Genomic DNA, 23,514 nt, shown 5'->3' with positions numbered 1-23,514 from the left:
TCTTTTGTTTTGCAGAGATCAGTTTTTATGGCAGCCGCGCCCGCTGTCCGGCGATCCGAACTGGCTGAGGCGCTGCGCGCTTGCCGCAGCGCCTTCATCGGCGTCGGCCTTATCAGTTGCATGATCAACCTGCTCTACCTGACAGGTTCGATGTTCATGCTGCAAGTCTACGACCGGGTGCTGCCGAGCCGCAGCGTTCCGACCCTGGTCGGCCTCGTGGTCATCGCCGCGGTCCTCTACATGGCACAGGGCGTGCTCGACCTGCTGCGCGGACGGATCCTCGGCCGCGTCGGCACCTCGCTCGACGAAGCGCTCAATGCGCGGGTGTTCGACACCGTCGTGCGGCTGCCGCTGATGGCGGGTAATCGCAGCGAGGGCCTGCAGCCGCTGCGCGACCTCGACAATGTGCGCTCTTTCCTCGGCAGCATGGGTCCCGGCGCGTTCTTCGATCTACCCTGGCTGCCGTTCTACATGGTGATCTGCTTTGCCTTCCACTGGCTGCTTGGCGTTACGGCGCTGATCGGCGCGATCATTCTGGTGACGTTGACGCTGATCACCGAATACTTGTCGCGCACGCCGGCCAAGGAAGCGATGACGCTCGCGGCGCGGCGCAACGATCTCGCCGCCTCCAGCCGCCGCAACGCCGAGGTGCTGGTGGCGATGGGCATGGCCGGCCGCATGAACAGGCGGTGGAACGAGGCCAACGAGGAATATCTGTCCGGCAACCAGCGTGCGAGCGACGTCACCGGCGGGCTCGGCGCGGTCGCCAAGGTGCTGCGCATGATGCTGCAGTCCGCCGTGCTCGCGGTCGGCGCCTATCTCGTGATCCATCAGGAGGCCACCGGCGGCATCATCATCGCCGGCTCGATCCTGAGCGCGCGGGCACTGGCGCCGGTCGATCTCGCGATCGCGCATTGGAAGGGCTTCGTCGCCGCGCGGCAGAGCTGGCAGCGGCTCAACCGCCTGCTGCAGCAAATTCCGGCGCGGCCCGAGCAGACGCTGTTGCAGGCGCCGGAGAAGAAGCTTTCGGTCGAGGCCGTGACCATGGTCGCGCCGGGCGACCAGCGCGCCATCGTGCAGGACATCACCTTCGCCGTCGAAGCCGGCAGCGGCGTCGGCGTGATCGGCCCGAGCGGCTCCGGCAAGTCGTCGCTGATCCGGGCGCTGGTCGGCGTCTGGATGCCGGCGCGGGGCAAGGTACGGCTCGACGGCGCCGCGCTCGACCAGTGGTCGTCGGACCAGCTCGGCCGTCACGTCGGCTATTTGCCGCAGGACGTCGAACTGTTTGCCGGTACGGTCGCCCAGAACATCTGCCGGTTCGATCCCGACGCCAAGTCCGACGGCATCATCGCGGCGGCCAAGGAGGCCGGCGTGCATGAGATGATCATCAAGATGCGCGAGGGCTACGACACCCAGGTCGGCGAGCAGGGCACCGCGCTCTCCGCGGGCCAGGCGCAGCGCGTGGCGCTGGCGCGGGCGCTGTACGGCAACCCGTTCCTGATCGTGCTGGATGAGCCGAACTCCAATCTCGACAGCGAAGGCGACGAGGCGCTGACCCGTGCGGTGCGCGGCGCCCGCGAGCGCGGCGCGATCGTCATTGTGGTTGCGCACCGGCCGATCGGCATCGAGGGCGTCGACCATCTGCTGGTGCTGAAGGATGGCCGCATGCAGACCTTCGGGCCGAAGGAGGCCGTGCTTGCGCAGGTGCTGCAGCGTGCTGCGCCGCCGGTGCCGACGCCGATCAAGATCGTCGCGGATGCGGGAGCCGCCAAGTCATGACCGATCAACCGCGCAACGCACATCGCTCGATCCGCAAGCATCTGATCGTCGGCCTCGCCGTGGTTCTGGTTCTCGGCGGTGGCGTCGGCGGCTGGGCCGCAACGGTACCGATCTCGGGCGCGTTGATCGCGCCGGGCTCGGTGGTGGTCGAATCCAACGTCAAGAAGGTGCAGCATCCGACCGGCGGCGTCGTCGGCGAGGTGCGGGTGCGCGACGGCGACGTGGTCAAGGCGGGGGACATCGTCGTGCGCCTCGACGAGACCGTCGTGAAGGCCAGCCTCGCAATCGTGGTCAAGACGCTGAACGGTCTTTATGCGCGCGCGGCCCGGCTCGAGGCCGAGCAGCAGGGCCGCGACAAGATCACCTTCCCGCCGCAGCTGCTCGAGCAGGCCAAGGATCCGGACGTTCGCGACATCATGGCGAGCGAAACCAAGCTGTTCGAGGTTCGCGTCAACGGCCGCACCGGCCAGAAGGCGCAGCTGCGCGAGCGCGTCACCCAGCTCAACGAGGAGATCTCCGGCCTGCAGGCGCAGGAGAGCGCCAAGGACAAGGAGATCGCGCTGGTGCAGCAGGAGCTGGTCGGCGTCCGCCAGCTCTATGAGCAGCATCTGGTGCAGCTGACGCGCCTGACCACGCTCGAGCGCGACGCGGCGCGGCTCTCCGGCGAGCGCGCGCAGTACATCGCCTCGCGCGCGCAGGCCAAGGGCAAGATCACCGAGACCGAGTTGCAGATCATCCAGGTCGACAAGGACATGTTGTCGGAGGTCTCGAAGGACCTGCGCGAGACCAACGACAAGATCGGCGAGTTCGTCGAGCGCAAGGTCACCGCAGAGGACCAGCTCCGCCGCATCGACATCCGCGCGCCGCAGGACGGCGTGGTGCTGCAGTCGACCGTGCACACCGTCGGCGGCGTCATCACCGCGGGCGACGCCATCATGATGATCGTGCCGAAGGCCGACGATCTGTCGGTCGAAGCCAAGGTCAATCCGCAGGACATCGACAAGCTGCAGGTCGGACAGAAGACCGTTCTGCGGCTCTCCGCCTTCAACCAGCGCACCACGCCGGAGCTGAACGGCGTCGTCACCCGCGTCTCCGCCGACGTCACCACCGACCAGCGCACCGGGCAGAGCTATTACACAATCCGCGTCTCGATGCCGCCGGAAGAAGTCGCGCGCCTCGGCAGCGAGGTGAAGATCATCCCGGGCATGCCGGTGGAAGCCTTCGTCCAGACCGGCGACCGCACCATGCTGTCCTACCTGATGAAGCCGATGAGCGACCAGTTCATGCGCTCGTTCCGCGAGAAGTGAGCCGCGCGCTGCTCTTGTAGCCCGGATGAAGCGCAGCGAAATCCGGGAACAGTCGCTCAGCGGATGAAGTCGTCCCGGATTGCGCTTCGCTTCATCCGGGCTACGAAGTCACCGTTCCAGATTCTTCAACAACAGCTCCAGCGCCGCCTTCGCAAATGCCTGCATGTTCGCCTGCCGGTCGCCGCTCGCGGTCTCCAGCGTGATCACCTGCTGGTGGGGGCCTGCGACCGCCATGCAGCTGTGGCCGGCGGCATCGCCGTAGCGGTTGCCGGTCGGGCCGGCGGCACCGGTCTCCGACAATCCCCAGTCGGTCGCGAGGCGCTCGCGGATCTGCCGCGCCAGCAATTGCGCGTAAGGTTCCGACGCCGAGCGGAGCCCACGCATGGCGTCGTCGGGAATGTCCATCAGCGCGCGCCGCGCGTCGCGGGTGTAGATCACGCCGCCGCCGAGGAAATAGGCCGACGCGCCGGGAACCGCGAGCAGCGATGCGGAGATCAGTCCGCCGGTTGAGGATTCCGCGACCGCAATCGTCTGCTTGTTCGCGATCAGTTTTGCGGCGACCTGTTCGGCGATGGATGTGAGCGCGTTCATCGGCCTTCTTTCTCGTTGCTTGCCATGAAAATCCCGTGGGGCGTCCTGCCCTCCTAGCACACCACGCAGCCCTTTGCCGAGTTGCAGGCCGCGGCATGGCCTGATTGAATGCAAGACAAGAACCAGGCGCCGCCCGACAAGCTTGTCGTGAGAGCGTGCGCGGAGGAAACATCATGACGTCGCCGATCGCGGGCGGCGTGGATTGCGATCTGCATCCCGCCGTGCCTCACCTCACCAGCCTGCTGCCGTACATGAACGACTACTGGCGCGACCAGGTGACGACGCGCGGCATGACCGACCTGATCTCGCAATCCTATCCGACCAATTCGCCGATCTCGTCGCGGCCGGACTGGCGTCCAGCGCAAGGCAAGCCGGGCTCGAGCCTTGCGGACATGCAGCGCCAGGCGCTCGACCAGTTCGGCACGGCCTACGGCATCTGCAATCCGCTCTACGGCGTGCAGATGGTGTTCTCCGAGGACATGGCCGATGCGTTCTGCCGCGCGCTGAACGACTGGCTGGTCAAGGAATGGCTCGACAAGGACGATCGCCTGCGCGGCTCGATCGTGATCCCGGTGCAGAGCATCGAAAAGGCGGTCGCCGAGATCGAGCGCTGTGCGCAGGACAAGCGCTTCGTGCAGGTGTTGATGCTGGTGATGGGCGACATGCCGCTTGGCAAGCGGCACTACTGGCCGATCTACGCCGCGGCGGAACGGCTCGGCCTGCCGGTCGGCATCCATGCCGGCAGCGCCTATCACAATCCGCCGACCTCGGTCGGCTGGGGCTCCTATCACATCGAGGATTATGTTGCGCAGGCGCAGGCGTTCCAGACCCAGCTCACCAGCCTGATTGTCGAGGGCGTGTTCGCGCGCCATCCGAACCTGAAAATGGTGATGCTGGAGTCCGGCTTCACCTGGCTGCCGCCATTCCTGTGGCGGCTGCACAAGTTCTGGCGCGGCGTGCGCATGGAGACCCCGTGGGTCGACCGCGCGCCGCTGGAGATTGTGCGCAGCAACATCCGCTTCTCGCTGCAGCCGGTCGATGCGCCGCCGGACGGAGACACGCTGAACCGCCTGTTCGACCATATGCAGTCGGACGAATTGATCCTATTCTCGTCAGATTATCCGCATTGGCAGTTCGACGGTGACGAGGTGCTGCCGCACGGGTTGTCGCAGGATCTGGTACGCAAGATCATGATCGATAATCCGCATGCGACCTATGGCCGGCTCAAGGTGAAGGAGATGACGCCATGAACATCCAGCTCCGCGAGCGTCCCGAAACCGCATCGCCGACCAGCATCAAGACCGCGATCGCCGACTGCGACATCCATCCGGCCCGCGCCACCAAGGATGAATTGTATCCTTATCTCGAAAAGCGCTGGCATGCGCATCTCGAGACCTTCGGCGTCCATGCCTATCAGGGCATGATGGGAGGCCCGCCCTATCCGAAGGCGCAGCCGAATGCGTCGCGCCGCGATGCCTATCCGCCGGAAGGCGGCCCGCAGGGCTCGTCGCTGTCCTTCATGCAGAAGCAGCACCTCGATCCCAACAATGTCGCGCTCGGCGTGCTCAACCCGCTCAACACCGGACAGGGCATCCGCAACCAGGATCTCGCCGGCGCGATCTGTTCGGCAATCAACGACTGGCAGATCGAGAAATGGACCAGCAAGGATTCCCGCCTGAAAGGCTCGGTCGTCGTCGCCAATGAGGATGGCATGTCGGCCGCCGCCGAAATCCGCAAGCGCGCGGGCGACACAAATTTCGTCCAGGTGCTGCTGCTCAGCCGCAATGTCGAGCCGCTCGGCCAGCGCCGTTACTGGCCGATCTATGAGGCGGCACAGGAAGCCGGCCTTCCGATCGGTGTGCACGCCTTCGGCTTCGGCGGCAACCCGATTACCGCGTCGGGATGGCCGAGCTACTATATCGAGGAGATGGTCGGGCATTCGCAGTGCCAGCAGACCGCGCTGGCGAGCCTCGTGCTCGAGGGCGTGTTCGAGCGCTTCCCGAAACTGAAGATGGTGATGGTCGAAGCCGGCTTCGGTTGGGCGCCGTCGCTGGCCTGGCGGCTCGACAAGGTGTTTTCGCGGCTGCATGCCGAGGTGCCGCATCTGAAGCGCAAGCCGTCGGAATATATCCGCGACCACATCTGGTGGACGACGCAGCCGATGGAGGATCCGGAGAGCCGCGACCATCTGTTCCAGACCATCGAGTGGATCGGCTGGGACAGGCTGCTGTTCGCGACCGATTACCCGCATTGGGATTACGACGAGCCGTCGCGCGTGCTGCCGGCCGGCGTCAGCGATGCCAATCGCCAGGCGTTCTATCTCGACAACGCCAAGCAGCTGTACAGTATCGCATGATCCGAAAAAGTGGGAACCGGTTTTTCGAATCAGATCATGCGTGAGAACGATTGATGGCGCGGCATGTGATCGCCCCGGTGGACGAGTTGCCGCCGGGTTCGCGAAAATTTCTCGAGATCGACGGACGGCCGATCGCGGTCTTCAACGTCAAGGGCGAGTTCTTCGGCCTGCTGAACCGCTGCCCGCATCAGGGCGCGGCGCTGTGTGAGGGGCCGCTGATCGGGCTCGCGTCGTCGTCGGACCCCGGCGAAATCGAATACACCAAGCTCGGCGAGATCCTGCGCTGCCCCTGGCACGGCTGGGAGTTCGACATCCGCACCGGCCAGTCCTATTGCGACCCGCGCCGCTTCCGCGTGCGCGCCTATCCGGTCAGCGTCGAGCCGGGCACCAATGTGGTGAAGGGACCGTATGTCGCTGAGACCATCAAGGTCGCGGTGGAGAGTGACTACGTGGTGGTGGATTTGTAGCCGCGACCGTCCCGAAATCCTGTTCGCCGGAGATGGCAATCGGTGAGCGTCATGCAAAGCATCCTCTTGCGTGCGTTTGGCCGTCCTCGGGGCCTGCTGGGGAGGCTCGGCGGCATGATCATGGCGCGCACCAATGCAGATTGCGGCGCGTGGGTCGCAGATCGCCTCGAGGTCGGACCTGATGACAGCGTGCTCGAAGTTGGGTTTGGTCCGGGCGCCGTCATTCATCGCCTGTCGACATTGGTACCGGCCGGACGCGTCGCGGGCATTGATCCGTCGCAGGAGATGGTCGGGCAAGCTCGCGCCCGGAACGCGGCCGCGATCGAGGATGGTCGTGTCGAGCTTTGGCTTGGCTCCGTGGAGCGCATGCCATTCGATGCGGACAGCTTCGATGCGGCGCTGGCGATCAACTCGATGCAAGTCTGGCCGGACGCCGTCGCCGGGCTACGGGAGGTCCGGCGCGTGATGAAGCCGAGCGGCAGGATCGCGCTCGGCTTTACGCGCTATTCCGGACAGCCCAAGGAAGGGGTGGCGGAAAAGCTGGCAGCAGCCGGCTTCACGCAGGCTCAGCTGGTCGAGACAAATGAGTGGTTCTGTGCCCTGGCGACAAAGCCCGATGCAGGATGAGTTCGTAAGCCGGGCTACGCTGCGTTAACCCACCACCATTCATTCCGCCATCATCTGCCGTTCGCGCGCGTAGCGCACCAGCGCGACAAAGCGGTAGATGCCGTGCACGAATTTGCCGTAGGGCATGGTGATGAACAGCGCGAACACCACGCCGAGATGCAGCGCCAGCAGCGGGCCCATCGCGGCGGTCTCGCGCCACAGCAGCAAGGCGAGGCCGGTGATGCTGGTCAGGAACAGCATCAGGATGAACGCGGTGTCCATGCCCATGCGCTGTTCGTCGACCAGCACGCGGTCGCGCTTCCATTTCTCCGACAGGAGTCCGAGCGGACCGACCACGAGCCCGATGCCGCCGAGCGTGCCGAGCACGACGGGCAAATCCCACCACGCATAGGGTGCCTCGCGCGCCAGGAGGTAGTGATATAGCGTGCCGACGCAGGTCGCGGCGAAGCACAGGATGAAGCCGTAGAAGGTGAAGTGGTGATACAGCTTGCGGCGGTCGGTCGGCTGGTCGTCCTCGTTGAAGCAGCCGACACCGCCGCCGTCGAGATAGCGCAGCTCGCCGGCGTCGCGGACCGCCTGCAACAGCGCCTTCGCATCCGTCGTCATGCCGACCGGCTCGCCGATGTCGCGCCAGAACGCGCGCACGCCCATCACCAGCGCCAGGATCGCGTAGAGCAGGGCGGCGCCGAACAGCAGCGCCATCGCATTGTGCGGCATCAGTTTGTAGAACGCGCCGGGACCGGTGTGGATGCCAGTGAGCACGCCGCGATCATTGACCGCGGCGAAGCCGAAGATGAAGGCGGCGACGCTGAGCGCTGCGATCAGGCTGATGACGAGGCCGTTGCGCGCAAATGCGCCGGCAAAGGCGCGCGGCCAGGCATAGGCGGCATAGGATTCGGCGCGCGCGACCGCCAGCGTCTTCGGCACATTGACGTTGAATTCGTGCGGCGGCGAGAACTGGCAGTCGGTGTAGCAGGCGCCACAGCCGTGGCAGAGGTTGGCGAGGTAGTTGAGATCGCCGTCGGAGAAGGCGCGGCGCATCTCCATCGCGGGAAACACCGCGCACAGGCCCTCGCAATAGCGGCAGGAATTGCACACCGTCATCAGACGGTCAGCTTCCTGCAAGATCCTCGTCCCGTGCATCGCGTCAGTCCCGCCTTCAGTTCCGCGCATTCTTGGCTGCTTCCCGGCCGGCGACGCGGCCGAACACGCTGCCGATGGTCATGCCGATGCCGGCGGCATAGCCCTTGCCGAGCACGTTGCCGGCCATGATCTCGCCGGCCGCGAACATGTTGGCGGACGGCTTGCCGTCCTTCATCAGTATCCGCGCCTCCCTGTTCACGCGGGTGCCGAGATAGGTGAAGGTGATGCCCGGCCGCACCGGATAGGCGAGATAGGGCGGCGTCTCGATCCGGCGCGCCCAATGCGTCTTCGCCGGCGTGATGCCTTGGGTAGCGCAGTCGTCGAGGATGGTGTGGTCGAAGGTGCCGGGCTGCACTGCGGCGTTGAACTCGGTGATGGTCTTTTCCAGCGCGGCCGCGTCGAGCTCGAGCTTGCCGGCGAGTTCGGCGATCGTCGCGCCCGCGATCGGTGGAAACAGCGTCGGCATGAAGCTCGTCACCACGGTCGAGTCGAAGATGATGTAGGCGATCTGGTCCGGCTGCGCGGCGACCAGCCGGCCCCAGATCGCATAGCGCTTCGGCCAGATGTCCTCGCCCTCGTCGTAGAAGCGCTCGGCATGCTTGTTGACGACGATGCCGAACACGACCGAATCGTGACGCGTGATGATGCCGCCGTCGAATTTCGGCGCGCGGGCGTCGATCGCCACGGCATGGCATTGCGTCGGATCGCCGATCTCCTGCACGCCCTTGGCGAGCAGCATCTTGAGGATCGCGCCGCGATTATAGGGCGTGCCGCGGATCAGGAAATTGTTGGCCGCATCGCCCCAGGATTCCTTCAGCCATTCGATGTTGGCCTCGAAGCCGCCGGCGGCCGCAACCAGGGTCGAGGCGCGGACTTCGGTCTTGCCGCCGACCGGCTGCTTCAGCTGCGCCGAAAGGAACATGCCGTCCTCGACCGTGAGGTCGATGACCTCGGCATCGTAGAGGATGTCGACGCCGAGCTCCTCGGCGGTGCGATAGAGCGCGTTCAGCATCGCGCGGCCGCCGCCGAGGAAGAACGAGTTGGTGCGGCCAAGGCTCAGCGTGCCGCCGAGCGACGGCTGCCAGCGCACGCCCTGCTCGACGATCCAGTTCAGGATGTCCTTGGACTCGTGGATCATGAAGCGGGCCAGTTCCTCGTCGGTCTGGCCGCCGGTCACCAGCAGCAAATCCTTCCAGAACTCCTCCTCGGTGTAGGGACCGGTGAGGATCTCGGTCGCCGCGTCATGGGCGCAGCGCATGTTGCGGGTGTGGCGGGTGTTGCCGCCGCGATAGAATTTCGGGGCGCCTTCCAGCACCAGCACCGAGGCGCCGGCGCGCCGTGCGCTGATCGCCGCGCACAGCGCGGCGTTGCCGCCGCCGATCACCAGGACGTCGAACCTGCGCGTCAGATCAACCATGCGCTCTTGTTATCGTTGTTGGCATGGAAAGCAACACGGCCGGACGCATGAGCATGATCCGGAAAAGCGTGTCGCGATTTTCCGGAGAAGTCATGCCCAGCGAGCCCACCCGGCCGCGAAGTGGAATATCAGGCCGCAACCGTCTCGCGCTGCTCGATGGTCTGGCCGCCACGATAGACGATCAGCGCAGCGACGATGCCGAGAGCTGCGGCGCACATCAGCCAGTAGCCGGGCGAAGCCTTGTCGCCGGTCTGCTGGATCAGCCAGGTCGAGGCGAACGGCGTGAAGGTGCCGAACAGCCCGGCCGCCAGTGCAAAGGCCAGCGAGAAGCAGGTGGTGCGGACATGCGCCGGCACGATCTCGACCAGGCAGCCCAGCATGGTGCCGCTGTAGACGCCGAAATAGAACGAGAACATCATCTCGACCGCCAGCATCTTGCCGAACGACGGATTGGTCACCAGCCAGTGCAGCGCCGGATAGGCCGTGATGAGGGACAGGCCGGCGATCGCCAGCAGCACCGGCTTGCGGCCGATCCGGTCCGACACCGCGCCGCCGACCGGATTCCAGATGAAGTTGGTCACTGCAACCAGCAGCGTCACCAGCAGCGCATCCTGGGTCGAGAGCTTCAGCACGGTCTTGCCGAAGGTCGGCGTGTAGACGGTGACGAAGTAGAAGGTGGTGGTGGTCAGCACCGCGATCATCATGCCGAGCACGACGATGCGCCAGTTCGCGATCGCCGAGGCGAACACCTCGCTTGCGGTCGGATGCTTCTTCATCGCGAGGAACGCCGGGGTCTCCTCTAGCGTCCGGCGCAGGAAGAAGATCACCGGGATGATCAGGCAGCCGACGAAGAACGGGATGCGCCAGCCCCAGGAGGCCACGGTCGCGGCCGGCATGCTCTCGCTGAGGACGAAGCCGAGGATCGAGGCGACGAAGATCGCGACCTGCTGGCTCGCCGACTGGAACGAGGTGTAGAAGCCGCGATTGCCGGGCGTGGCGATCTCCGCGAGATAGACCGAGACGCCGCCGAGCTCGACGCCGGCGGAGAAGCCCTGCAGCAGGCGCGCGATCAGCACGATGATCGGCGCCGCAATGCCGATCGTCGCATAGCTCGGGCAGAGCGCGATCACCACGGTGCCGATAGCCATGATCGACAGCGTCACGATCAGGCCCTTGCGGCGGCCGATGCGGTCGATATACGCGCCGAGCACGACGGCGCCGACCGGGCGCATCAAGGCGCCGAGCCAGAACACGCCGAACGCGTTGAGCAGCGCCGCGGTCTCGTTCTCGGAGGGGAAGAAAGCCTTTGCAATCGCCTGGGCATAGAAGCCGAACAGGAAGAAGTCGAACTGCTCGAGGAAATTGCCGCTGGTCGCGCGCAGGATGGCGCCAAGACGCGATTTGATCTGCGGGACTTGCGATGAACTCGACTGCGACATAACGCCCTTTCCTCCCCGTGACAAAAACGGCCGGCGCAAATTGTCTCGCCGGCCAAAGCAGTTAACTGCCATGTGCGGCAATTTGGCACGGCTATCGGGCCCGACCAACCCGGAATCACGCGGGGGGCTATGGGAAAAAAGCCGTAGGTGGAAATCGCAGGGAGCCTTTCGAGCGAAGGGGATACCGGTTCGCGCGAAGAAACCTCGTCAAAACAACGATCTGGCGCTTCGGCTCTGGTAGGGCCGAAGCCCCGGCCGTCGCGTGCGGCGCATCAAGGCGCGGCGTGCGCCGTTGTGCCGAGCCAGCTCCGGAACGCGGAGAGCTTTGGCGTATCGGCGCGTCCCTGCGGCGAAACCAGGTAGAAGCCGGCGTCGGCCGGCAGCGTGATCTTGAAGGGAACCACGAGGCGGCCCTTGGCGATGTCGTCCTGCACATAGGAGGTGCGGCCCATCGCGATGCCGATGCCGTCGATCGCGGCCTGGATCGTCACGAACAGCAGGTCGAAGGTGACGCCGGGCTGCTTGGAAATATCGGTCGGCAGCCCCGCCGCGGTCAGCCACAGCCGCCAGTCGTCGCTGTTGGCGTTGCTGGTGTGGAGGAGCGTGTGATCCCTGAGGTCTTCAGGGCATTTCAGCGGTCTGGTTCCCTGTAGCAGCGACGGGCTGCACACCGGAAACAGCTCATCCGCCATCAACCAATCGGCACGCAGGCCCGCCCATTGGCCGCGGCCATAGCGGATCGCCGCATCGACCTTGTCGCGCTGGAAGTCGACCAGGCTGGTCGAGGTGGTGATGCGAACGTCGATGCCGGAATGCGCCTCCTGGAAGGCCGACAGCCGCGGCAGTAGCCATTTGGCGGCAAGCGATGCCAGCGTCGAGACGGTCAGCACGTGATCGTCGTCCCGGCGCAGCAGGCGGTCGGTGGCGAGCCTGAGGTCGTTGAAGGCGGCGCGGACGCCGGGAAGGTATTCGGTAGCCTCCGGCGTCAGGCTCAGCGAGCGGTTCTGGCGGACGAACAGACGGACGCCGAGCTCCTCCTCGAGCCGCCGGATCTGATGGCTGATCGCGGTCTGCGTCACGTTCAGTTCGGACGCCGCCAGGGTGAAGCTCATATGGCGCGCGGCGGCCTCGAACGCCCTCAGGCCATTCAGCGAAGGCAGGCGGCTGGTCATCTCTTATGCGTCTCCAATTCTTATGCGTCTCCAATACATGACTTTAATTCATGCGAAACGGTACAAAGTGTCGTTTGTGAGTGGACCAAATAGCTCCGATATTGCCGCCAACAGGTTACCGATAGGAGTCGCAGATGTCCATTTTCACCCATGAATCGATGACAAATCATCATACGCCAAATCATCACGCATCGGGCCTGCTGAACCAGGTCGGCGAGACGTTGCATGTCTGGTGGGAGCGCTACGAGCGCCGCCGCGAGCTGTCGCAGTGGACCGAGCGCGATCTGCACGACATCGGCATGTCCCGCAGCGACATCGTTTTCGAGACCGAGAAGCCGTTCTGGCGGGCCTGAGAAGGACGCCACCGCTGGCGTCGCCTCGATCGAGGGGCGCCGGCTAATTTCTTCACCCGAGGAGCGTGTCATGGTTGCGCTGCATCTCGACGATCTCAAGCAATACTCTGACGTGCTGCGCGCCAAGAACGGCAGCGAGGTCAAGGTGCGCTTCGTCGAGCCGCGCGACCGCGAAGAGCTGCAGAGCTACATCCGCTCGCTCTCCGCGGGGTCCCGTTACAACCGCTTCCTGGGCGCGTTGAGCGAGCTGCCGAAGACGGAGCTCGAGCGTTTCATCCATGTCGGCGAGGCTGACCGGTTCACGGTGGTCGCGACGATGCCGGTCGATTGCTTTGAGACCATCGTCGGCGAAGCCCGCTACGCCTTCCATGCCGATACGTCGAGCGTCGAGTTCGGCCTGTCGATCGATGACCGGTGGCAGGGCCACGGCATTGGCAAGGCGCTGCTCAAGAATCTCGAATGCCGCGCGGCGTCCTTCGGAGCCGAGCGCATCTTCGGCGACACCTTGCGTTCCAATGCGACGATGATCGGCCTCGCCCGGAAGTCGGGCTACGCCTTCATGCCGAGCGCCGGCGATTGGAAGCTGGTGCGCTTTGCAAAAGAGATCCACGTCGAACCGCAAGACATTCCCTGTGCCAGCTGGCGGCTTGCCGCCACTTCCCGCTTGGCCGCGATGTCCTCGCTTGCGGTTTGACTGACTAGGCCCGGTTCTGGCCCCTCCAGAACCGGGCCCTTTTCTTTTCCCAACCGGTGCCGCGACTGCTACTCGTCATGCGCGGGCTTGACCCGCGCATCCATTGAGCGAAAGCGTTTCTTTCGATGGATTGCCGGGTCAAGCCCGGCAATGACGGGACGCTGAACTGGGATCAACTCCCCCGAAACACCGGCTTGCGCTTCTCGATGAAGGCCTGCACGGCCTCCTTGTGATCGGCCGTCGTGGTGAGGCGGATTAGCCGCTCGGCCTCGTGGTCGCGTGCGGTGGCGAAGGCGAACTGCAGCGCCTCGTCGAGATTGTCCTTCATGTAGCGCAGCGCCAGCGTCGGGCCTTCGGCGATGGACTTCGCCAGCGCAAAGGCGTCGTCCTGCAGCGTTTCGTCCGGCACCACGCGATTGACGAGACCGATCTGCTCGCATCTCGTGGCGTCGACCTTCTCCGAGGTGAACATCAGCTCGCGGGCGCGCGAGGTGCCGACCAGCCGCGTCAACAGCCATGCCATGCCGTAATCGCCGCTCAGCGCCACGCGCAAGTAACCGGTCGAGATGAAGGCGGATTGCGCCGCGATCCGGATGTCGCAGGCCATCGCGATCGCAAGGCCGGCGCCGACCGCGGGACCGGGAAGGGCAGCAATGGTCGGCTTGCGCACCGAGGCCAGCGAGCCGGTGAGCAGGCGCTGGCGCTCCTGCAAATCCGCGACCTTGTCCTCATAGGACATTTCGAGCTTCTTTTTGTCGCGATGCGCGCCCATGCCCTTGACGTTGCCGCCGGCGCAGAACGCCTTGCCGGCGCCGGTGACGAGCAGCACGCCGACCTCGGGGTTCTCGCCGCAGGTCTTGATCATCGTGCGCAGCGCCGGCGTCAGTGTGTCCGACAGCGAGTTGCGGGCGTCCGGGCGATTCAGCGTGATGACGGCGACGCGATCGCGGATCACGCAGAGCAGTTCGTCGGTGCCGGTCTCGATCTTGATTTCAGCGGTCATGTCGTCGCTCCCCGTGTCTGTTTGTTTCGTCATTCCGGGTCTGGTGCTAGCGCACCATCCCGGAATGACGGTGAAAGTTACTTCACGCGGTGAGCAAAAGGCGCCAAGCCTCGTGCGCACCGCCTCACAGCTTGCTCGCGATCTTGATCACGTTGGCGTTTCGTCCAGCCTACGCTGCTTACATGATCTTCGTCATCTCAAAACTTCTCAACCCAAGGCCGCAATTCCAGCTCCCAGGTCCAGGCGCTGCGCGGCTGTTGCAGCACGTTCCAGTAGCTCAGTGCAATCGCGTCGGGATCGAGCATCGAGTCCGGCCGGTCGGCGGGCTCGGCGCGCGCAGCGCTGCGGATGCCGCCGTCGATCACGAAATGCGCGACGTGAATACCCTGCGGCGACAGTTCGCGCGCCATGCTCTGCGCGAGGCCGCGCAAGGCGAACTTGCCCATCGCGAACGGCGCCGATTGCGCATAGCCCTTCACGCTGGCGGAGGCGCCGGTGAACAGGATTGCGCCCTTCTTGTTGGGCAGCATGCGCTTCGCCGCCTCCTGCGCCACCAGGAATCCGCCGAACGCCGAGACCGCGATCGCCTGCTCGACCTCTGAAGGGACCAGTTCAACGAAGGGCCCGCGCGAGCGGCCGGAGGCGTTGTAGACCACGAGATCAGGCGTTCCAATCTCGCGCTCGACCAGACCAAAAAGACGTTCGACATCCTCGGCCTTGGTGGCGTCGCAAGCATAGGCCCGCGCGCCGGTTTCGGTGCAGAGCGCGCCGAGCTTCTCGATGCTGCGGGCGCCGAGTGCCACGCGAATTCCCTCCCGCGAAAATAGCCGCGTCAACGAGGCGCTCAGGCCCTCGCCGGCGCCGACGATCAGGGCGATCTTGTATTTTGGAATATCCATTGGGCTTTCCTTTGCTCGGCCGGAGGAGGATAGTCGTGCCCAAACAAATGAGCACCGAAGCCGGGAATTCAATGCAGCCGCACAAGCAGGATCCGAAAACGTCAGCCGCCAGCCAGCCGGGCCTGCTGGCGCCCGACACGACGGGAATGAATTTCTACCGGGCCGATCCGGCGCTGACCGACCTTCTGAAGCTGCATCTGCCCGATGCATTGTTCCGCCATATCGAGCCGCATCTCGACCGCCTCGGTGCATTGGCCGGCGGCTATCTCGACGAATGCGCGCGGCTTGCCGACCGGCATACGCCGGTGTTGCACCAGCGCGACAAGTTCGGCCGCGACGTGCAGCACATCGAATATCATCCGGCCTATCGCGAGATCGAGAAGGCCGCGTTCGGCGAGTTCGGCATTCACGCGCTGTCGCTCCGCAAGGGCATCATGGGTTGGCCCGACAAATACCCCGTCGTGGCCAAGCACGCCTTCACCTTCCTGTTCAACCAGACCGAATTCGGCATGGGCTGCCCGATCAACGTCACCGACGGCTGTGCAAAGCTGCTGGCGAATTTCGGCAGCGAGGCATTGAAGGCGAAATATCTCGACGGCCTGACCCAGACCGACATGAGCAAGCTGACGCAGGGCGGCCAGTTCATGACCGAGAAGGAGGGCGGCTCCGATGTCGGCACGCTGACCACGCGCGCCGTGCAGGAGGGCGATCACTGGCGGCTCTATGGCGAGAAGTGGTTCTGCTCGAACGCCGATGCCAAGGTGGTGATGCTGCTGGCGCGGCCGGAAGGCGCCGGGCCGGGCACCCGCGGCGTCGGCCTGTTCCTGATGCCGCGTTTCCTCGACGACGGTTCGCAGAACCATTACCGGATCGTGCGGTTGAAGGACAAGCTCGGCACCCGCTCGATGGCCTCGGGCGAGATCAAGTTCGACGGCGCGATCGCCTACGCCGTCGGCAAGCTCGACCGCGGCTTCGTGCAGATGGCCGAGATGGTGAATTCGTCGCGGCTCTCCAACGGCGTGAAATCGACCGCGCTGATGCGCCGCGCCTGGCACGACGCTATCACCGTAGCGAAGGGCCGCGTGGTGTTCGGCCAGCGCATCATCGACCTGCCGCTAGCGCGGCGGCAGTTGATGAAGATCATGCTGCCGACCGAGCAGGCGCTGTCGATGAGCTTTTTGACCGCTGACGCGCTCGACCGCGCCGAGGCCGGCAGCCAGGACGCCGCGGCGCTGCTCCGCATCCTGACGCCGACGCTGAAATTCCGCGCCACTCGCGACGCCCGAAAGGTCTGCGGCGATGCGATGGAGATGCGCGGCGGCATCGGCTACATTGAGGAATTCGTCACGCCGCGGCTGCTGCGCGACGCGCATCTCGGCTCGATCTGGGAGGGCACCGGCAATATCGTCGCGATCGATGCGCTGAAGCGCGCGGTCGGACGTCATGGCGCCGACAATGCGCTCGCCTCGGATCTGCATGCGCGGCTCGATGACAGCCCGAATGTGCCGCAGGCCTGGCGCAACCGGCTGCGCGACCTCAGCGACCGCGCGGTCGCGTTTGCGCGCGAGGTGGCCGGCCGCATCGACAATGAGGGCGATGCGCGACGCGCCACCAGCCTAATCTACCATGTCGCAAGCGCGGTCGCGCTGGCGTGGGAGGGCGGACGCATCCACGAGATGCGCGGCGATGCGCGGCGGCTGTTGCTGTCGCGGATGGTGGTCGATCATCGCGTGTTGCCGGGCGATCCGTTCCGGCTAACGGAAAATACCGTTCAGCGCAGGATGACCGAGCATCTGCTCGGCGATCGCGCGGTCGGCATGGCCGAGGTTGGCGAATTGCTTGACGCAGCGTAGGCTGCTGCGCGAGCGAACTTTTCAAACAATCAAAAACGTCAAGGGAGACCCCGATGAAGGCCGCCGTCCTGCATGAAGTCAATCAGCCGCTGGTGATCGAGGATGTCAGCGTGCCCAATCCGGGGCCGCGCGAGGTCTTGATCCGCACCGCGGTCGCGGGCCTCTGCCATTCCGATCTGCACTTCATGGAAGGCCTCTATCCGCATCCGTTGCCGGCGGTGCTCGGCCATGAATCGGCCGGCGTGGTCGAGAAGGTCGGCTCCGACGTCAATTACGTGAAGCCCGGCGATCACGTCGTCACCTGCCTGTCGGTGTTCTGCGGCACCTGCGACAACTGCACCACCGGCCGCACCGTGCTGTGCACCGACACCACGGTGAAGATGCTGCCCGGCGCCTCCAACCGCCTGTCATGGGGCAGGAAGGAGAAGCTCAACCAGTTCCTCAATCTGTCGTCGTTCGCCGAGCAGATGCTGGTGCACGAGAACGCCATCGTGAAGATCAAGAAGGAGATGCCGCTCGATCTCGCCGCGCTGATCGGCTGCGGCGTCATCACCGGCTATGGCGCGGTGGTCAACACCGCGAAGGTGACCGCCGGCGAGACGGTGGCGGTGATCGGCTGCGGCGGCGTCGGCATGGCCGCGATCAACGGCGCGCAGATCGCCGGCGCCGGCCGCATCATCGCGATCGATACCAATCCGGCGAAGCTGCAGCTTGCGACCAAGCTCGGCGCCACCGATATCGTCGATCCGGCCCGCGGCGACGTGGTCCAGCAGGTGCGCGAGCTCACCGGCGGCGGCGTGCAGCACTCCTTCGAGGTGCTCGGCCGCAAGGACACCGCCGAGCAGGCCTTTGCCATGCTGGCGGCGGGCGGCACCGCGACCATCGTCGGCATGATCCCGTTCGGCCAGAAGATCGAGCTGCACGGCTTCGACTTCCTGCGCGAGCGCCGCATCCAGGGCTCGTCGATGGGTTCCAACCACTTTCGCGTCGACATGCCGCGCCTCGTCGACTTCTACATGCGCGGCAAGCTGCATCTGGAAGACTGGATCTCGGCCAAGCTGAAGCTCTCCGAGATCAACGAGGGCTTTGCCAACATGAAAGCCGGCAAGACGCTGCGCAGCGTGATCATGTTTGATAGCTGATTCCGCGCTACGCGTCATGCCCGGGCTTGACCCGGGCATCCATCCTCTAATGAATCTTTCGAAGGCGATGGATTGCCGGGTCAAGCCCGGCAATGACGGTTCGAACTAACGCGCGACGTGCGCGGATACCGCGAGCCATTTTCCATTCTGCCGCGCCCAGCAATCGGTGTAGCGGCCATGCGCCGGCTCTCCGTCCGCGTTGGTGTAGCTGGTCTGGGCGTGGATGATGGCGAAATCGCCGAGGATGCGGATTTTGACGTCCTCGGCCTTCAGGCCCTTGATCTTCACCGGGATCGCCGTCTGCTTCAGGAAGGCAGCGCGGTCGACCAGGCTCTTGTCGGGATTGGTGCAGTAGAAGTCCTGCGCCAAAATTTCGTCGAAGCGCTTGACGTCGCAGTTCTGAACCGAATCGACGTAATCCTTGTTGAGCTTTGTCAGCTCCTCGAGATCGTTGCTCATTGGCGTTCTCCCTGGTTTTGTTGTCCGTCATTGCGAGCGCAGCGAAGCAATCCATCTCGCCGCTCGTTGAGATATGGATTGCTTCGTCGCTTCGCTCCTCGCAATGACGGTTTTTTCCAGCACCTAATCATCGAACATCTTCGGCGGCACAAAGCCGCCGAATTCGTGCTCGATCAGCTCGGCGAGCTTGAGCGGCGTGCGGTCCTCGAGCCATGGGCCGACGATCTGCACGCCGACCGGCAATCCGTCGGGCGCAAAGCCGGTCGGGATCGCCGTCGAAGGCAGGCCGGGCAGGGTCGCGATGCCGGGCCAGGCGAGCTGGTCGGTGTAGATGTAAGGCTCGCCGTCGATCAATATCCGCCGCTGCTCCTGGTCGGGCTCATGATCGTGCGGATAGGCCGGCGTCGGCATGATCGGGCAGATCACCGCGTCGAACGATTTGAACAGCTCGCGCCATTGCGCGCGCAGCCGCGAGCGGACGACTGTCGCCTGCACCCAGTCGCGGTGGCTGAGCGCGATGCCGCGCAGCCGTTCGGCCTGCAGGCTGTTGTCGCCGGCGGGCAGCGCGGCCGCCGCCGCGCAGGCGCCGGCATAGACCTCCGACGGGAAGGTCGCGGCGAGGAACGACAGCAGCATCCGCATATAGAGCCGCGAGGACGCCGCGAAATCCGGCAGCAGCGGGCTCGAACGCGATATCTTCGCGCCGGCCTTGTCGAGGTGGCTCGCGAGCTTGTCGATGCTGCCGCGAACCGCCTTGTCGGTCGGCAACACCGGATCGGTGTCGATCACGAGGATCCGGAAATCCTTCATGCTGGCGTGGCGCGCCGCCGGCAGGTCGAGGCGATAGGCCTTGCCGGCATCGAGCGGATCGGGAGCGGCCATCACGTCGAGCAGCAGCGACAGGTCGGCCGCGCCGCGCGCCATCGGGCCGGTCACCGCAAGGTCGCGCTCATAGATGATGGGCGGCGCCGGCGGCGCGGTGTGGCCGCGCGACGGCAGCAGCGCGAAGGTCGGCTTGTGCGCATAGACGCCGCAATGAAACGCCGGGACGCGCAGCGAGCCGCCGATGTCCGAGCCGAGCGACAGCGCGCCGTAGCCCGCGGCGAGCGCCGCCGACGATCCGCCGGAGGAGCCTCCCGGCGTGCGGCCGAGGTCGTAGGGGTTGTTGGTGGTGCCGTAGATCTCGTTGTAGCTCTGCCAGTCGGCGAGCCCGACCGGCACGTTGGTCTTGCCGAGGATCACGCCGCCGGCGTCCTTCACCCGCTGAATCGACAGCGCGTCCTCGGTCGGGACGAAGTCCTTTTGCGGCGGGAAGCCCCAGGTCGTCGGCAATCCGGCGACATTGAAGGATTCCTTCACCGTCATGGGAATGCCGAGCAGCGGCCTGTGCTCGCCGCGCGCGATCGCGGCGTCAGCGGCGCGCGCAGCGGCGAGGCCGCGCTCGAAATCGCGCACGCAGACCGCGTTGACCTTGCCGTCGTGGCGCTCGATGCGGCCGATCGCGTCTTGTGCGAGCTCGCCGGCCGAGACCTGCTTGTTGCGCAGCGCCTCCGACAATTCGACGGCGGTCTTGAAGCTGTATTGCGATTTGGCCACGGCGTGCTCCCGGTTTGTTGTTGGCGCGATGATGGGCAGTTTGGCTGCCGCCCGCAAGCGCTGTAGCCGTAACGTTGTCGCCGTGTTTGATCGGAATTGCTCTGCTTTACCTCGCCCCGCTTGCGGGGAGAGGTCGCCGCGCGCTTGCGCGGCGGGTGAGGGGGTACAGGTACGTCCACTTGCGTCACGTGTGGATATTGCCCCTCACCCCAACCCTCTCCCCGTAAGAACGGGGAGAGGGAGACTTGAACCGTTGCTACGCCGCGCCGATCAGGATGCCGACCGCGAGCACGATTGCGCCGCCGAGCACGATCTGGAACACCGCCTGCAGGAACGGCGTGTCCATGTAGCGCGCGCGGATGAAGGCGATCGCCCACAATTCGAAGAACACAACGATGCCGGCGATCGCGGTCGCGATCCAGAATGCGTTCGGCCAGGCGTCTGGCACCAGATAGGGAATGGTGTGGCCGAGCCCGCCGAGCGTCGTCATCAATCCGCAGGTCAGGCCGCGCAGCCACGGCGAGCCGCGCGCGGTCAGCGAGCCGTCGTCGGACAGCGCCTCGGCAAAGCCCATGCTGATGCCGGCGCCGATCGAGGCGGCAAGCCCGACCAGGAAGGTCTGCCAGTTGTGATGGGTGGCGAAGGCGGCGGCGAACAGCGGCGCCAGGGTCGAGACCGAGCCGTCCATCAATCCGGCAAGGCCCGGCTGCACATATTGCAGCACGAACATCCGCCGCCGGGTGCGGTCTTCCTCCGCGCGCACGTCCGGCTTGAGGATCTCGCCGGTCAGCTTCACTGCGAGCTTCTCGTGGCCCTTCTCCTCCTCGGCGAGATCGCCGAGCAGCCGGCGCACGCCGACATCCTCGGCCCTCTCGGCCGCTTTGGCATAGAAGCGCTCGGCCTCCAGCTCCATGGTCTCGACTTCCTTGCGGATGGTGTCGAGCGGCAGGTTCTTGGTGAGCCAGATCGGGCGGCGACGCAGGAAGCCTTTGACGTCCTCGCGCCGGATCGGCGGCAGATGCGCCCCGAAGCGCTGCTCGTAGGTTTCCAGCAGCCGGTGGCGATGGCCGCGCTCCTCCTCGGCCATCTCCTCGAAAATCTTGGCGGTGTCGGGATAGCGCTCGGCGAGATCCTCCGCGAACGTCATGTAGATGCGGCTGTCCTCCTCCTCGGAGGCGATCGCGACCGCCAGCACCTCGCGCTCGGTCAGATCGGCAAAGTTCTTCACGGCAACGCCTTGTTCGCGGAGTTTAGAATTAGAATAGTTCTAAACTATAGGGTTGCGCTGGCGCCGGGTCAAATCCGGGTCGGCCCGGATTCGCTGCCGCAGCGCCGGCAAGCCGCGCGGGTTGAGCGAGGAAAACGCCTGAGATCAACGGGATGCAACGCGACGGCCGAACGAGCGTCTAGCGCCGCGCGCCGGCGTCTCGCAGGAATGTGAGCAGCAGCCGACTCGCCTCATCGGGCTGTTCCTGCTGCACCCAATGGCCGGCGCCGTCGACCAGATGGCAGCCGATCATGTTGGTGCAAGCTTTCGTCTGCATCGCCTCGAACACGCCGGGCCGCTGGTAGGTGCCCCAATCCTGCTTGCCGGAAATGAAGGCGGACGGCTGGTCGATCGTGCGGCCGCTCCAGGTCTGCAGTTCCGGGACGAACGCCCCCGAGGTGCCGCAGCGATACCATTGCAGCCCGCCCTGGAATCCGGTGCGCTGATATTCGGCGCTGTAATAAGCGAGCTCGATATCCGGCAGCCATGTGTTGGCAGTGATCGCCTCGCGCGACGGCATCTCCTCGGCGACGGTGGCGGCCATGTCCTTGGCGAAATCCATCACGTAATAGGTCGGCAGTTTTGCCAGTTCGCCTGCCGACCAGGATTGCAGCGGATGCGGCTTGTTGTCTTTCCAGTCCGCGCTTTTGTGGTGGTAATAGGCACGCAGGAAGTCGTGCACGCCCTGCGCTGCGCGATGCATGTCGTCATTGGCCGGACGCGTCGAATAGTACCATTGGTAATGCTTGCGCGGCCGCGGCAGCGCGGCGAGCTCGCGATGCACGGGGTCTTCGCTCGCGGGCTTTGCCGGCGCGCTCGCGGTGTTGAACGGCAGCGACGGCGGTCCCGAAAATGGCGCGCTCATCATCACCACCGCGCGGAACACGTCGGGCCGGATCAGCGCGCACCACGCCGCGACCGACGAGCCGAAATCGTGCCCGATCACGGCATCGACGTGCTTGTAGCCGAACGCTGCGACCAGCCCGAGCGCATCGCGCACCAGATTGGGGAGACGAAACGACGCGAGATCGCCGTCATACTCCGCGCTCCAGCCGGTGGTGCGGCCATAGCCGCGCTGGTCCGGCGCGATCACGTGATAGCCGGCTGCGGCGAGCTTCGGCATCACCTTGCGCCAGGAAAACGCCAGCTCCGGAAAGCCGTGCAGCAGCAACAGGCAGGGCCGGCCGGATGTTTCAAAGCCCGCTTCCAGCACATGCATGCGCAGGCCGTTGATCCCGTCGACATAACGCGAGCGGATGGTGGAGGGCAGCGGGACGTCGGGGAGGGCTTCCATTGTGCAGATCACCTGTTGGGCATCGCCGCAGAACCAGCGCATTTGGCTGTATGCTGACGGTCATTATTGAACGATAGCAATTTTGCCCAGGGGATGCATACCGCATGCGCCACGCGAGGATTGCAGAGCTGCCCGGCTGGATGTCGCGTCTCGGCGTGGTGATCGTGGCGGCAAGTCTGGTGCTGATGTCGGCGGTGCGTGCCGCCGACATCAGGCAGCTCACCGAGAAACTGCCGCGCGCCTATGTCGGCGAATTCCTGTGGGACGGCGACAACGCGGTGCAGAACGTCGTCATTACCTTCGACAAAGTGCAGGCCCTGAACGAGCAGAACGCGGAAGCGCGCGGCTGCGGTTCATATGAGGTCGGTCGCCACGTGACCAAGATCGGCGTGCAGATGTTCGTCCGGCTGTCCGATCTCGAGGTCGAGATCTTCGAACGCTCGCCCGATGGCGACGGGGCGTTCGAAACCGACGGCAGCCATCGCGGCAAGCTGTCGGAAGATTTTCAGCAGATCGATGCGCAATGGACCACCACGGCATCGGGCAAGCACGGCCAGCTGCATTTGCGTGCCGTGGCATCGGTCGCGTGCGCACCGGCGGAGGATTTGTAGGTTTGCATAAGATTCGCGACATGACGAAGCGTAGCGTGTCTCTGA

General features: G+C 65.1%; 22 protein-coding genes. 11 read left to right on the top strand and 11 right to left on the bottom strand.

Features of this window, described 5'->3' with window-relative positions; translation table 11 throughout:
- Nucleotides 1-27: 27 nt before the first annotated feature.
- Nucleotides 28-1,779 carry a type I secretion system permease/ATPase gene (locus tag J2R78_RS13880; RefSeq protein ID WP_253604964.1) on the top strand — a complete coding sequence of 584 codons (1,752 nt, stop codon included), beginning with the start codon at nucleotides 28-30 and terminating at the stop codon, nucleotides 1,777-1,779.
- On the top strand, nucleotides 1,776-3,086 hold the full coding sequence (locus tag J2R78_RS13875) for an HlyD family type I secretion periplasmic adaptor subunit (protein WP_092085270.1): 1,311 nt from the start codon (nucleotides 1,776-1,778) through the stop codon (nucleotides 3,084-3,086). Before J2R78_RS13880 ends, J2R78_RS13875 begins: the two co-directional genes overlap by 4 nt.
- A 108-nt stretch (nucleotides 3,087-3,194) precedes the next feature.
- Here the strand turns inward: J2R78_RS13875 and J2R78_RS13870 are convergent, their stop codons facing one another.
- Nucleotides 3,195-3,677 carry a CinA family protein gene (locus J2R78_RS13870; RefSeq protein ID WP_253604962.1) on the bottom strand — a complete coding sequence of 161 codons (483 nt, stop codon included), beginning with the start codon at nucleotides 3,675-3,677 and terminating at the stop codon, nucleotides 3,195-3,197.
- 173 nt (nucleotides 3,678-3,850) lie between these two features.
- On the opposite strand from J2R78_RS13870, the gene J2R78_RS13865 reads away from it, so the two are divergent.
- From J2R78_RS13865 to J2R78_RS13850, 4 genes are all read left to right on the top strand, one after another.
- A complete protein-coding gene (locus tag J2R78_RS13865; protein ID WP_168858649.1) occupies nucleotides 3,851-4,927 on the top strand; it encodes an amidohydrolase family protein in 1,077 nt (358 codons plus the stop codon).
- Nucleotides 4,924-6,033, top strand: a complete 1,110-nt coding sequence (locus J2R78_RS13860; RefSeq protein WP_253604960.1) for an amidohydrolase family protein — start codon at nucleotides 4,924-4,926, stop codon at nucleotides 6,031-6,033. The genes J2R78_RS13865 and J2R78_RS13860 overlap by 4 nt, the downstream gene beginning before the upstream one ends.
- Nucleotides 6,034-6,086: 53 nt before the next feature.
- Nucleotides 6,087-6,500: a Rieske (2Fe-2S) protein gene (locus J2R78_RS13855; RefSeq protein WP_016846808.1), complete on the top strand. Its 414-nt coding sequence runs from the start codon at nucleotides 6,087-6,089 to the stop codon at nucleotides 6,498-6,500.
- Nucleotides 6,501-6,614: 114 nt separating this feature from the next.
- Complete coding sequence (locus J2R78_RS13850; protein WP_253604958.1) at nucleotides 6,615-7,127, top strand: class I SAM-dependent methyltransferase; 513 nt, start codon at nucleotides 6,615-6,617, stop codon at nucleotides 7,125-7,127.
- A 39-nt stretch (nucleotides 7,128-7,166) separates the two neighbouring features.
- Here the strand turns inward: J2R78_RS13850 and tcuB are convergent, their stop codons facing one another.
- The 4 genes from tcuB to J2R78_RS13830 form a co-directional block, all read right to left on the bottom strand.
- Nucleotides 7,167-8,270, bottom strand: a complete 1,104-nt coding sequence (tcuB, locus tag J2R78_RS13845; RefSeq protein WP_253604957.1) for a tricarballylate utilization 4Fe-4S protein TcuB — start codon at nucleotides 8,268-8,270, stop codon at nucleotides 7,167-7,169.
- 16 nt (nucleotides 8,271-8,286) lie between these two features.
- Entirely contained in the window at nucleotides 8,287-9,687 is a 1,401-nt protein-coding gene (tcuA, locus tag J2R78_RS13840; protein ID WP_253604955.1) for an FAD-dependent tricarballylate dehydrogenase TcuA, read from the bottom strand.
- Nucleotides 9,688-9,815: 128 nt separating this feature from the next.
- Nucleotides 9,816-11,126 carry an MFS transporter gene (locus tag J2R78_RS13835; RefSeq protein ID WP_016846804.1) on the bottom strand — a complete coding sequence of 437 codons (1,311 nt, stop codon included), beginning with the start codon at nucleotides 11,124-11,126 and terminating at the stop codon, nucleotides 9,816-9,818.
- A 272-nt stretch (nucleotides 11,127-11,398) separates the two neighbouring features.
- On the bottom strand, nucleotides 11,399-12,298 hold the full coding sequence (locus tag J2R78_RS13830; RefSeq protein WP_253604953.1) for a transcriptional regulator GcvA: 900 nt from the start codon (nucleotides 12,296-12,298) through the stop codon (nucleotides 11,399-11,401).
- Between the two features lie 134 nt (nucleotides 12,299-12,432).
- Between J2R78_RS13830 and J2R78_RS13825 the strand changes: the two genes are divergently transcribed.
- Entirely contained in the window at nucleotides 12,433-12,651 is a 219-nt protein-coding gene (locus J2R78_RS13825; protein ID WP_176937012.1) for a DUF1127 domain-containing protein, read from the top strand.
- A 70-nt stretch (nucleotides 12,652-12,721) separates the two neighbouring features.
- The gene (locus tag J2R78_RS13820) at nucleotides 12,722-13,345 is read left to right on the top strand and encodes a GNAT family N-acetyltransferase (protein WP_253604951.1); all 624 of its coding nucleotides are present in this window, start codon (nucleotides 12,722-12,724) and stop codon (nucleotides 13,343-13,345) included.
- Between the two features lie 172 nt (nucleotides 13,346-13,517).
- On the opposite strand, the gene J2R78_RS13815 is transcribed toward J2R78_RS13820, so the two are convergent.
- The gene (locus J2R78_RS13815) at nucleotides 13,518-14,348 is read right to left on the bottom strand and encodes an enoyl-CoA hydratase (RefSeq protein WP_253604949.1); all 831 of its coding nucleotides are present in this window, start codon (nucleotides 14,346-14,348) and stop codon (nucleotides 13,518-13,520) included.
- 197 nt (nucleotides 14,349-14,545) lie between these two features.
- Nucleotides 14,546-15,247, bottom strand: a complete 702-nt coding sequence (locus J2R78_RS13810; RefSeq protein WP_076832562.1) for an SDR family NAD(P)-dependent oxidoreductase — start codon at nucleotides 15,245-15,247, stop codon at nucleotides 14,546-14,548.
- Nucleotides 15,248-15,318: 71 nt separating this feature from the next.
- Between J2R78_RS13810 and J2R78_RS13805 the strand changes: the two genes are divergently transcribed.
- Nucleotides 15,319-17,100: an acyl-CoA dehydrogenase family protein gene (locus J2R78_RS13805; protein WP_253609821.1), complete on the top strand. Its 1,782-nt coding sequence runs from the start codon at nucleotides 15,319-15,321 to the stop codon at nucleotides 17,098-17,100.
- A 53-nt stretch (nucleotides 17,101-17,153) separates the two neighbouring features.
- Nucleotides 17,154-18,242, top strand: a complete 1,089-nt coding sequence (locus J2R78_RS13800) for a Zn-dependent alcohol dehydrogenase (RefSeq protein ID WP_018269116.1) — start codon at nucleotides 17,154-17,156, stop codon at nucleotides 18,240-18,242.
- Nucleotides 18,243-18,347: 105 nt separating this feature from the next.
- Here J2R78_RS13800 and J2R78_RS13795 read toward each other — a convergent pair whose 3' ends face one another.
- From J2R78_RS13795 to J2R78_RS13780, 4 genes are all read right to left on the bottom strand, one after another.
- On the bottom strand, nucleotides 18,348-18,701 hold the full coding sequence (locus tag J2R78_RS13795) for a nuclear transport factor 2 family protein (protein ID WP_028336576.1): 354 nt from the start codon (nucleotides 18,699-18,701) through the stop codon (nucleotides 18,348-18,350).
- A 123-nt stretch (nucleotides 18,702-18,824) separates the two neighbouring features.
- Nucleotides 18,825-20,297: an amidase gene (locus tag J2R78_RS13790; protein ID WP_253604948.1), complete on the bottom strand. Its 1,473-nt coding sequence runs from the start codon at nucleotides 20,295-20,297 to the stop codon at nucleotides 18,825-18,827.
- A gap of 256 nt (nucleotides 20,298-20,553) precedes the next feature.
- Nucleotides 20,554-21,525, bottom strand: a complete 972-nt coding sequence (mbfA, locus tag J2R78_RS13785) for an iron exporter MbfA (RefSeq protein ID WP_253604946.1) — start codon at nucleotides 21,523-21,525, stop codon at nucleotides 20,554-20,556.
- 178 nt (nucleotides 21,526-21,703) lie between these two features.
- Nucleotides 21,704-22,858 (bottom strand): alpha/beta hydrolase, encoded by a 1,155-nt coding sequence (locus J2R78_RS13780; protein ID WP_253604944.1) that lies wholly within the window; start codon nucleotides 22,856-22,858, stop codon nucleotides 21,704-21,706.
- Between the two features lie 104 nt (nucleotides 22,859-22,962).
- Between J2R78_RS13780 and J2R78_RS13775 the strand changes: the two genes are divergently transcribed.
- Nucleotides 22,963-23,469 (top strand): hypothetical protein, encoded by a 507-nt coding sequence (locus J2R78_RS13775; RefSeq protein WP_253604942.1) that lies wholly within the window; start codon nucleotides 22,963-22,965, stop codon nucleotides 23,467-23,469.
- Nucleotides 23,470-23,514 lie beyond the last annotated feature (45 nt).

This window comes from Bradyrhizobium sp. USDA 4538, assembly GCF_024171045.1.
GTDB lineage: Bacteria > Pseudomonadota > Alphaproteobacteria > Rhizobiales > Xanthobacteraceae > Bradyrhizobium > Bradyrhizobium australafricanum.
The sequence above is the reverse complement of the archived record's forward strand: the minus strand, read 5'-3'. Positions and strand labels throughout refer to the sequence as shown.

Excerpts from the sequence above, each read along its gene's own strand:
- J2R78_RS13880 (WP_253604964.1), top strand. The coding sequence starts at position 28 with ATGGCAGCCGCGCCCGCTGTCCGGCGATCCGAACTGGCTGAGGCGCTG.
- J2R78_RS13875 (WP_092085270.1), top strand. The coding sequence starts at position 1,776 with ATGACCGATCAACCGCGCAACGCACATCGCTCGATCCGCAAGCATCTG.
- J2R78_RS13870 (WP_253604962.1), bottom strand. The coding sequence starts at position 3,677 with ATGAACGCGCTCACATCCATCGCCGAACAGGTCGCCGCAAAACTGATC.
- J2R78_RS13865 (WP_168858649.1), top strand. The coding sequence starts at position 3,851 with ATGACGTCGCCGATCGCGGGCGGCGTGGATTGCGATCTGCATCCCGCC.
- J2R78_RS13860 (WP_253604960.1), top strand. The coding sequence starts at position 4,924 with ATGAACATCCAGCTCCGCGAGCGTCCCGAAACCGCATCGCCGACCAGC.
- J2R78_RS13855 (WP_016846808.1), top strand. The coding sequence starts at position 6,087 with ATGGCGCGGCATGTGATCGCCCCGGTGGACGAGTTGCCGCCGGGTTCG.
- J2R78_RS13850 (WP_253604958.1), top strand. The coding sequence starts at position 6,615 with ATGATCATGGCGCGCACCAATGCAGATTGCGGCGCGTGGGTCGCAGAT.
- tcuB (WP_253604957.1), bottom strand. The coding sequence starts at position 8,270 with ATGCACGGGACGAGGATCTTGCAGGAAGCTGACCGTCTGATGACGGTG.
- tcuA (WP_253604955.1), bottom strand. The coding sequence starts at position 9,687 with ATGGTTGATCTGACGCGCAGGTTCGACGTCCTGGTGATCGGCGGCGGC.
- J2R78_RS13835 (WP_016846804.1), bottom strand. The coding sequence starts at position 11,126 with ATGTCGCAGTCGAGTTCATCGCAAGTCCCGCAGATCAAATCGCGTCTT.
- J2R78_RS13830 (WP_253604953.1), bottom strand. The coding sequence starts at position 12,298 with ATGACCAGCCGCCTGCCTTCGCTGAATGGCCTGAGGGCGTTCGAGGCC.
- J2R78_RS13825 (WP_176937012.1), top strand. The coding sequence starts at position 12,433 with ATGTCCATTTTCACCCATGAATCGATGACAAATCATCATACGCCAAAT.
- J2R78_RS13820 (WP_253604951.1), top strand. The coding sequence starts at position 12,722 with ATGGTTGCGCTGCATCTCGACGATCTCAAGCAATACTCTGACGTGCTG.
- J2R78_RS13815 (WP_253604949.1), bottom strand. The coding sequence starts at position 14,348 with ATGACCGCTGAAATCAAGATCGAGACCGGCACCGACGAACTGCTCTGC.
- J2R78_RS13810 (WP_076832562.1), bottom strand. The coding sequence starts at position 15,247 with ATGGATATTCCAAAATACAAGATCGCCCTGATCGTCGGCGCCGGCGAG.
- J2R78_RS13805 (WP_253609821.1), top strand. The coding sequence starts at position 15,319 with ATGCAGCCGCACAAGCAGGATCCGAAAACGTCAGCCGCCAGCCAGCCG.
- J2R78_RS13800 (WP_018269116.1), top strand. The coding sequence starts at position 17,154 with ATGAAGGCCGCCGTCCTGCATGAAGTCAATCAGCCGCTGGTGATCGAG.
- J2R78_RS13795 (WP_028336576.1), bottom strand. The coding sequence starts at position 18,701 with ATGAGCAACGATCTCGAGGAGCTGACAAAGCTCAACAAGGATTACGTC.
- J2R78_RS13780 (WP_253604944.1), bottom strand. The coding sequence starts at position 22,858 with ATGGAAGCCCTCCCCGACGTCCCGCTGCCCTCCACCATCCGCTCGCGT.
- J2R78_RS13775 (WP_253604942.1), top strand. The coding sequence starts at position 22,963 with ATGCGCCACGCGAGGATTGCAGAGCTGCCCGGCTGGATGTCGCGTCTC.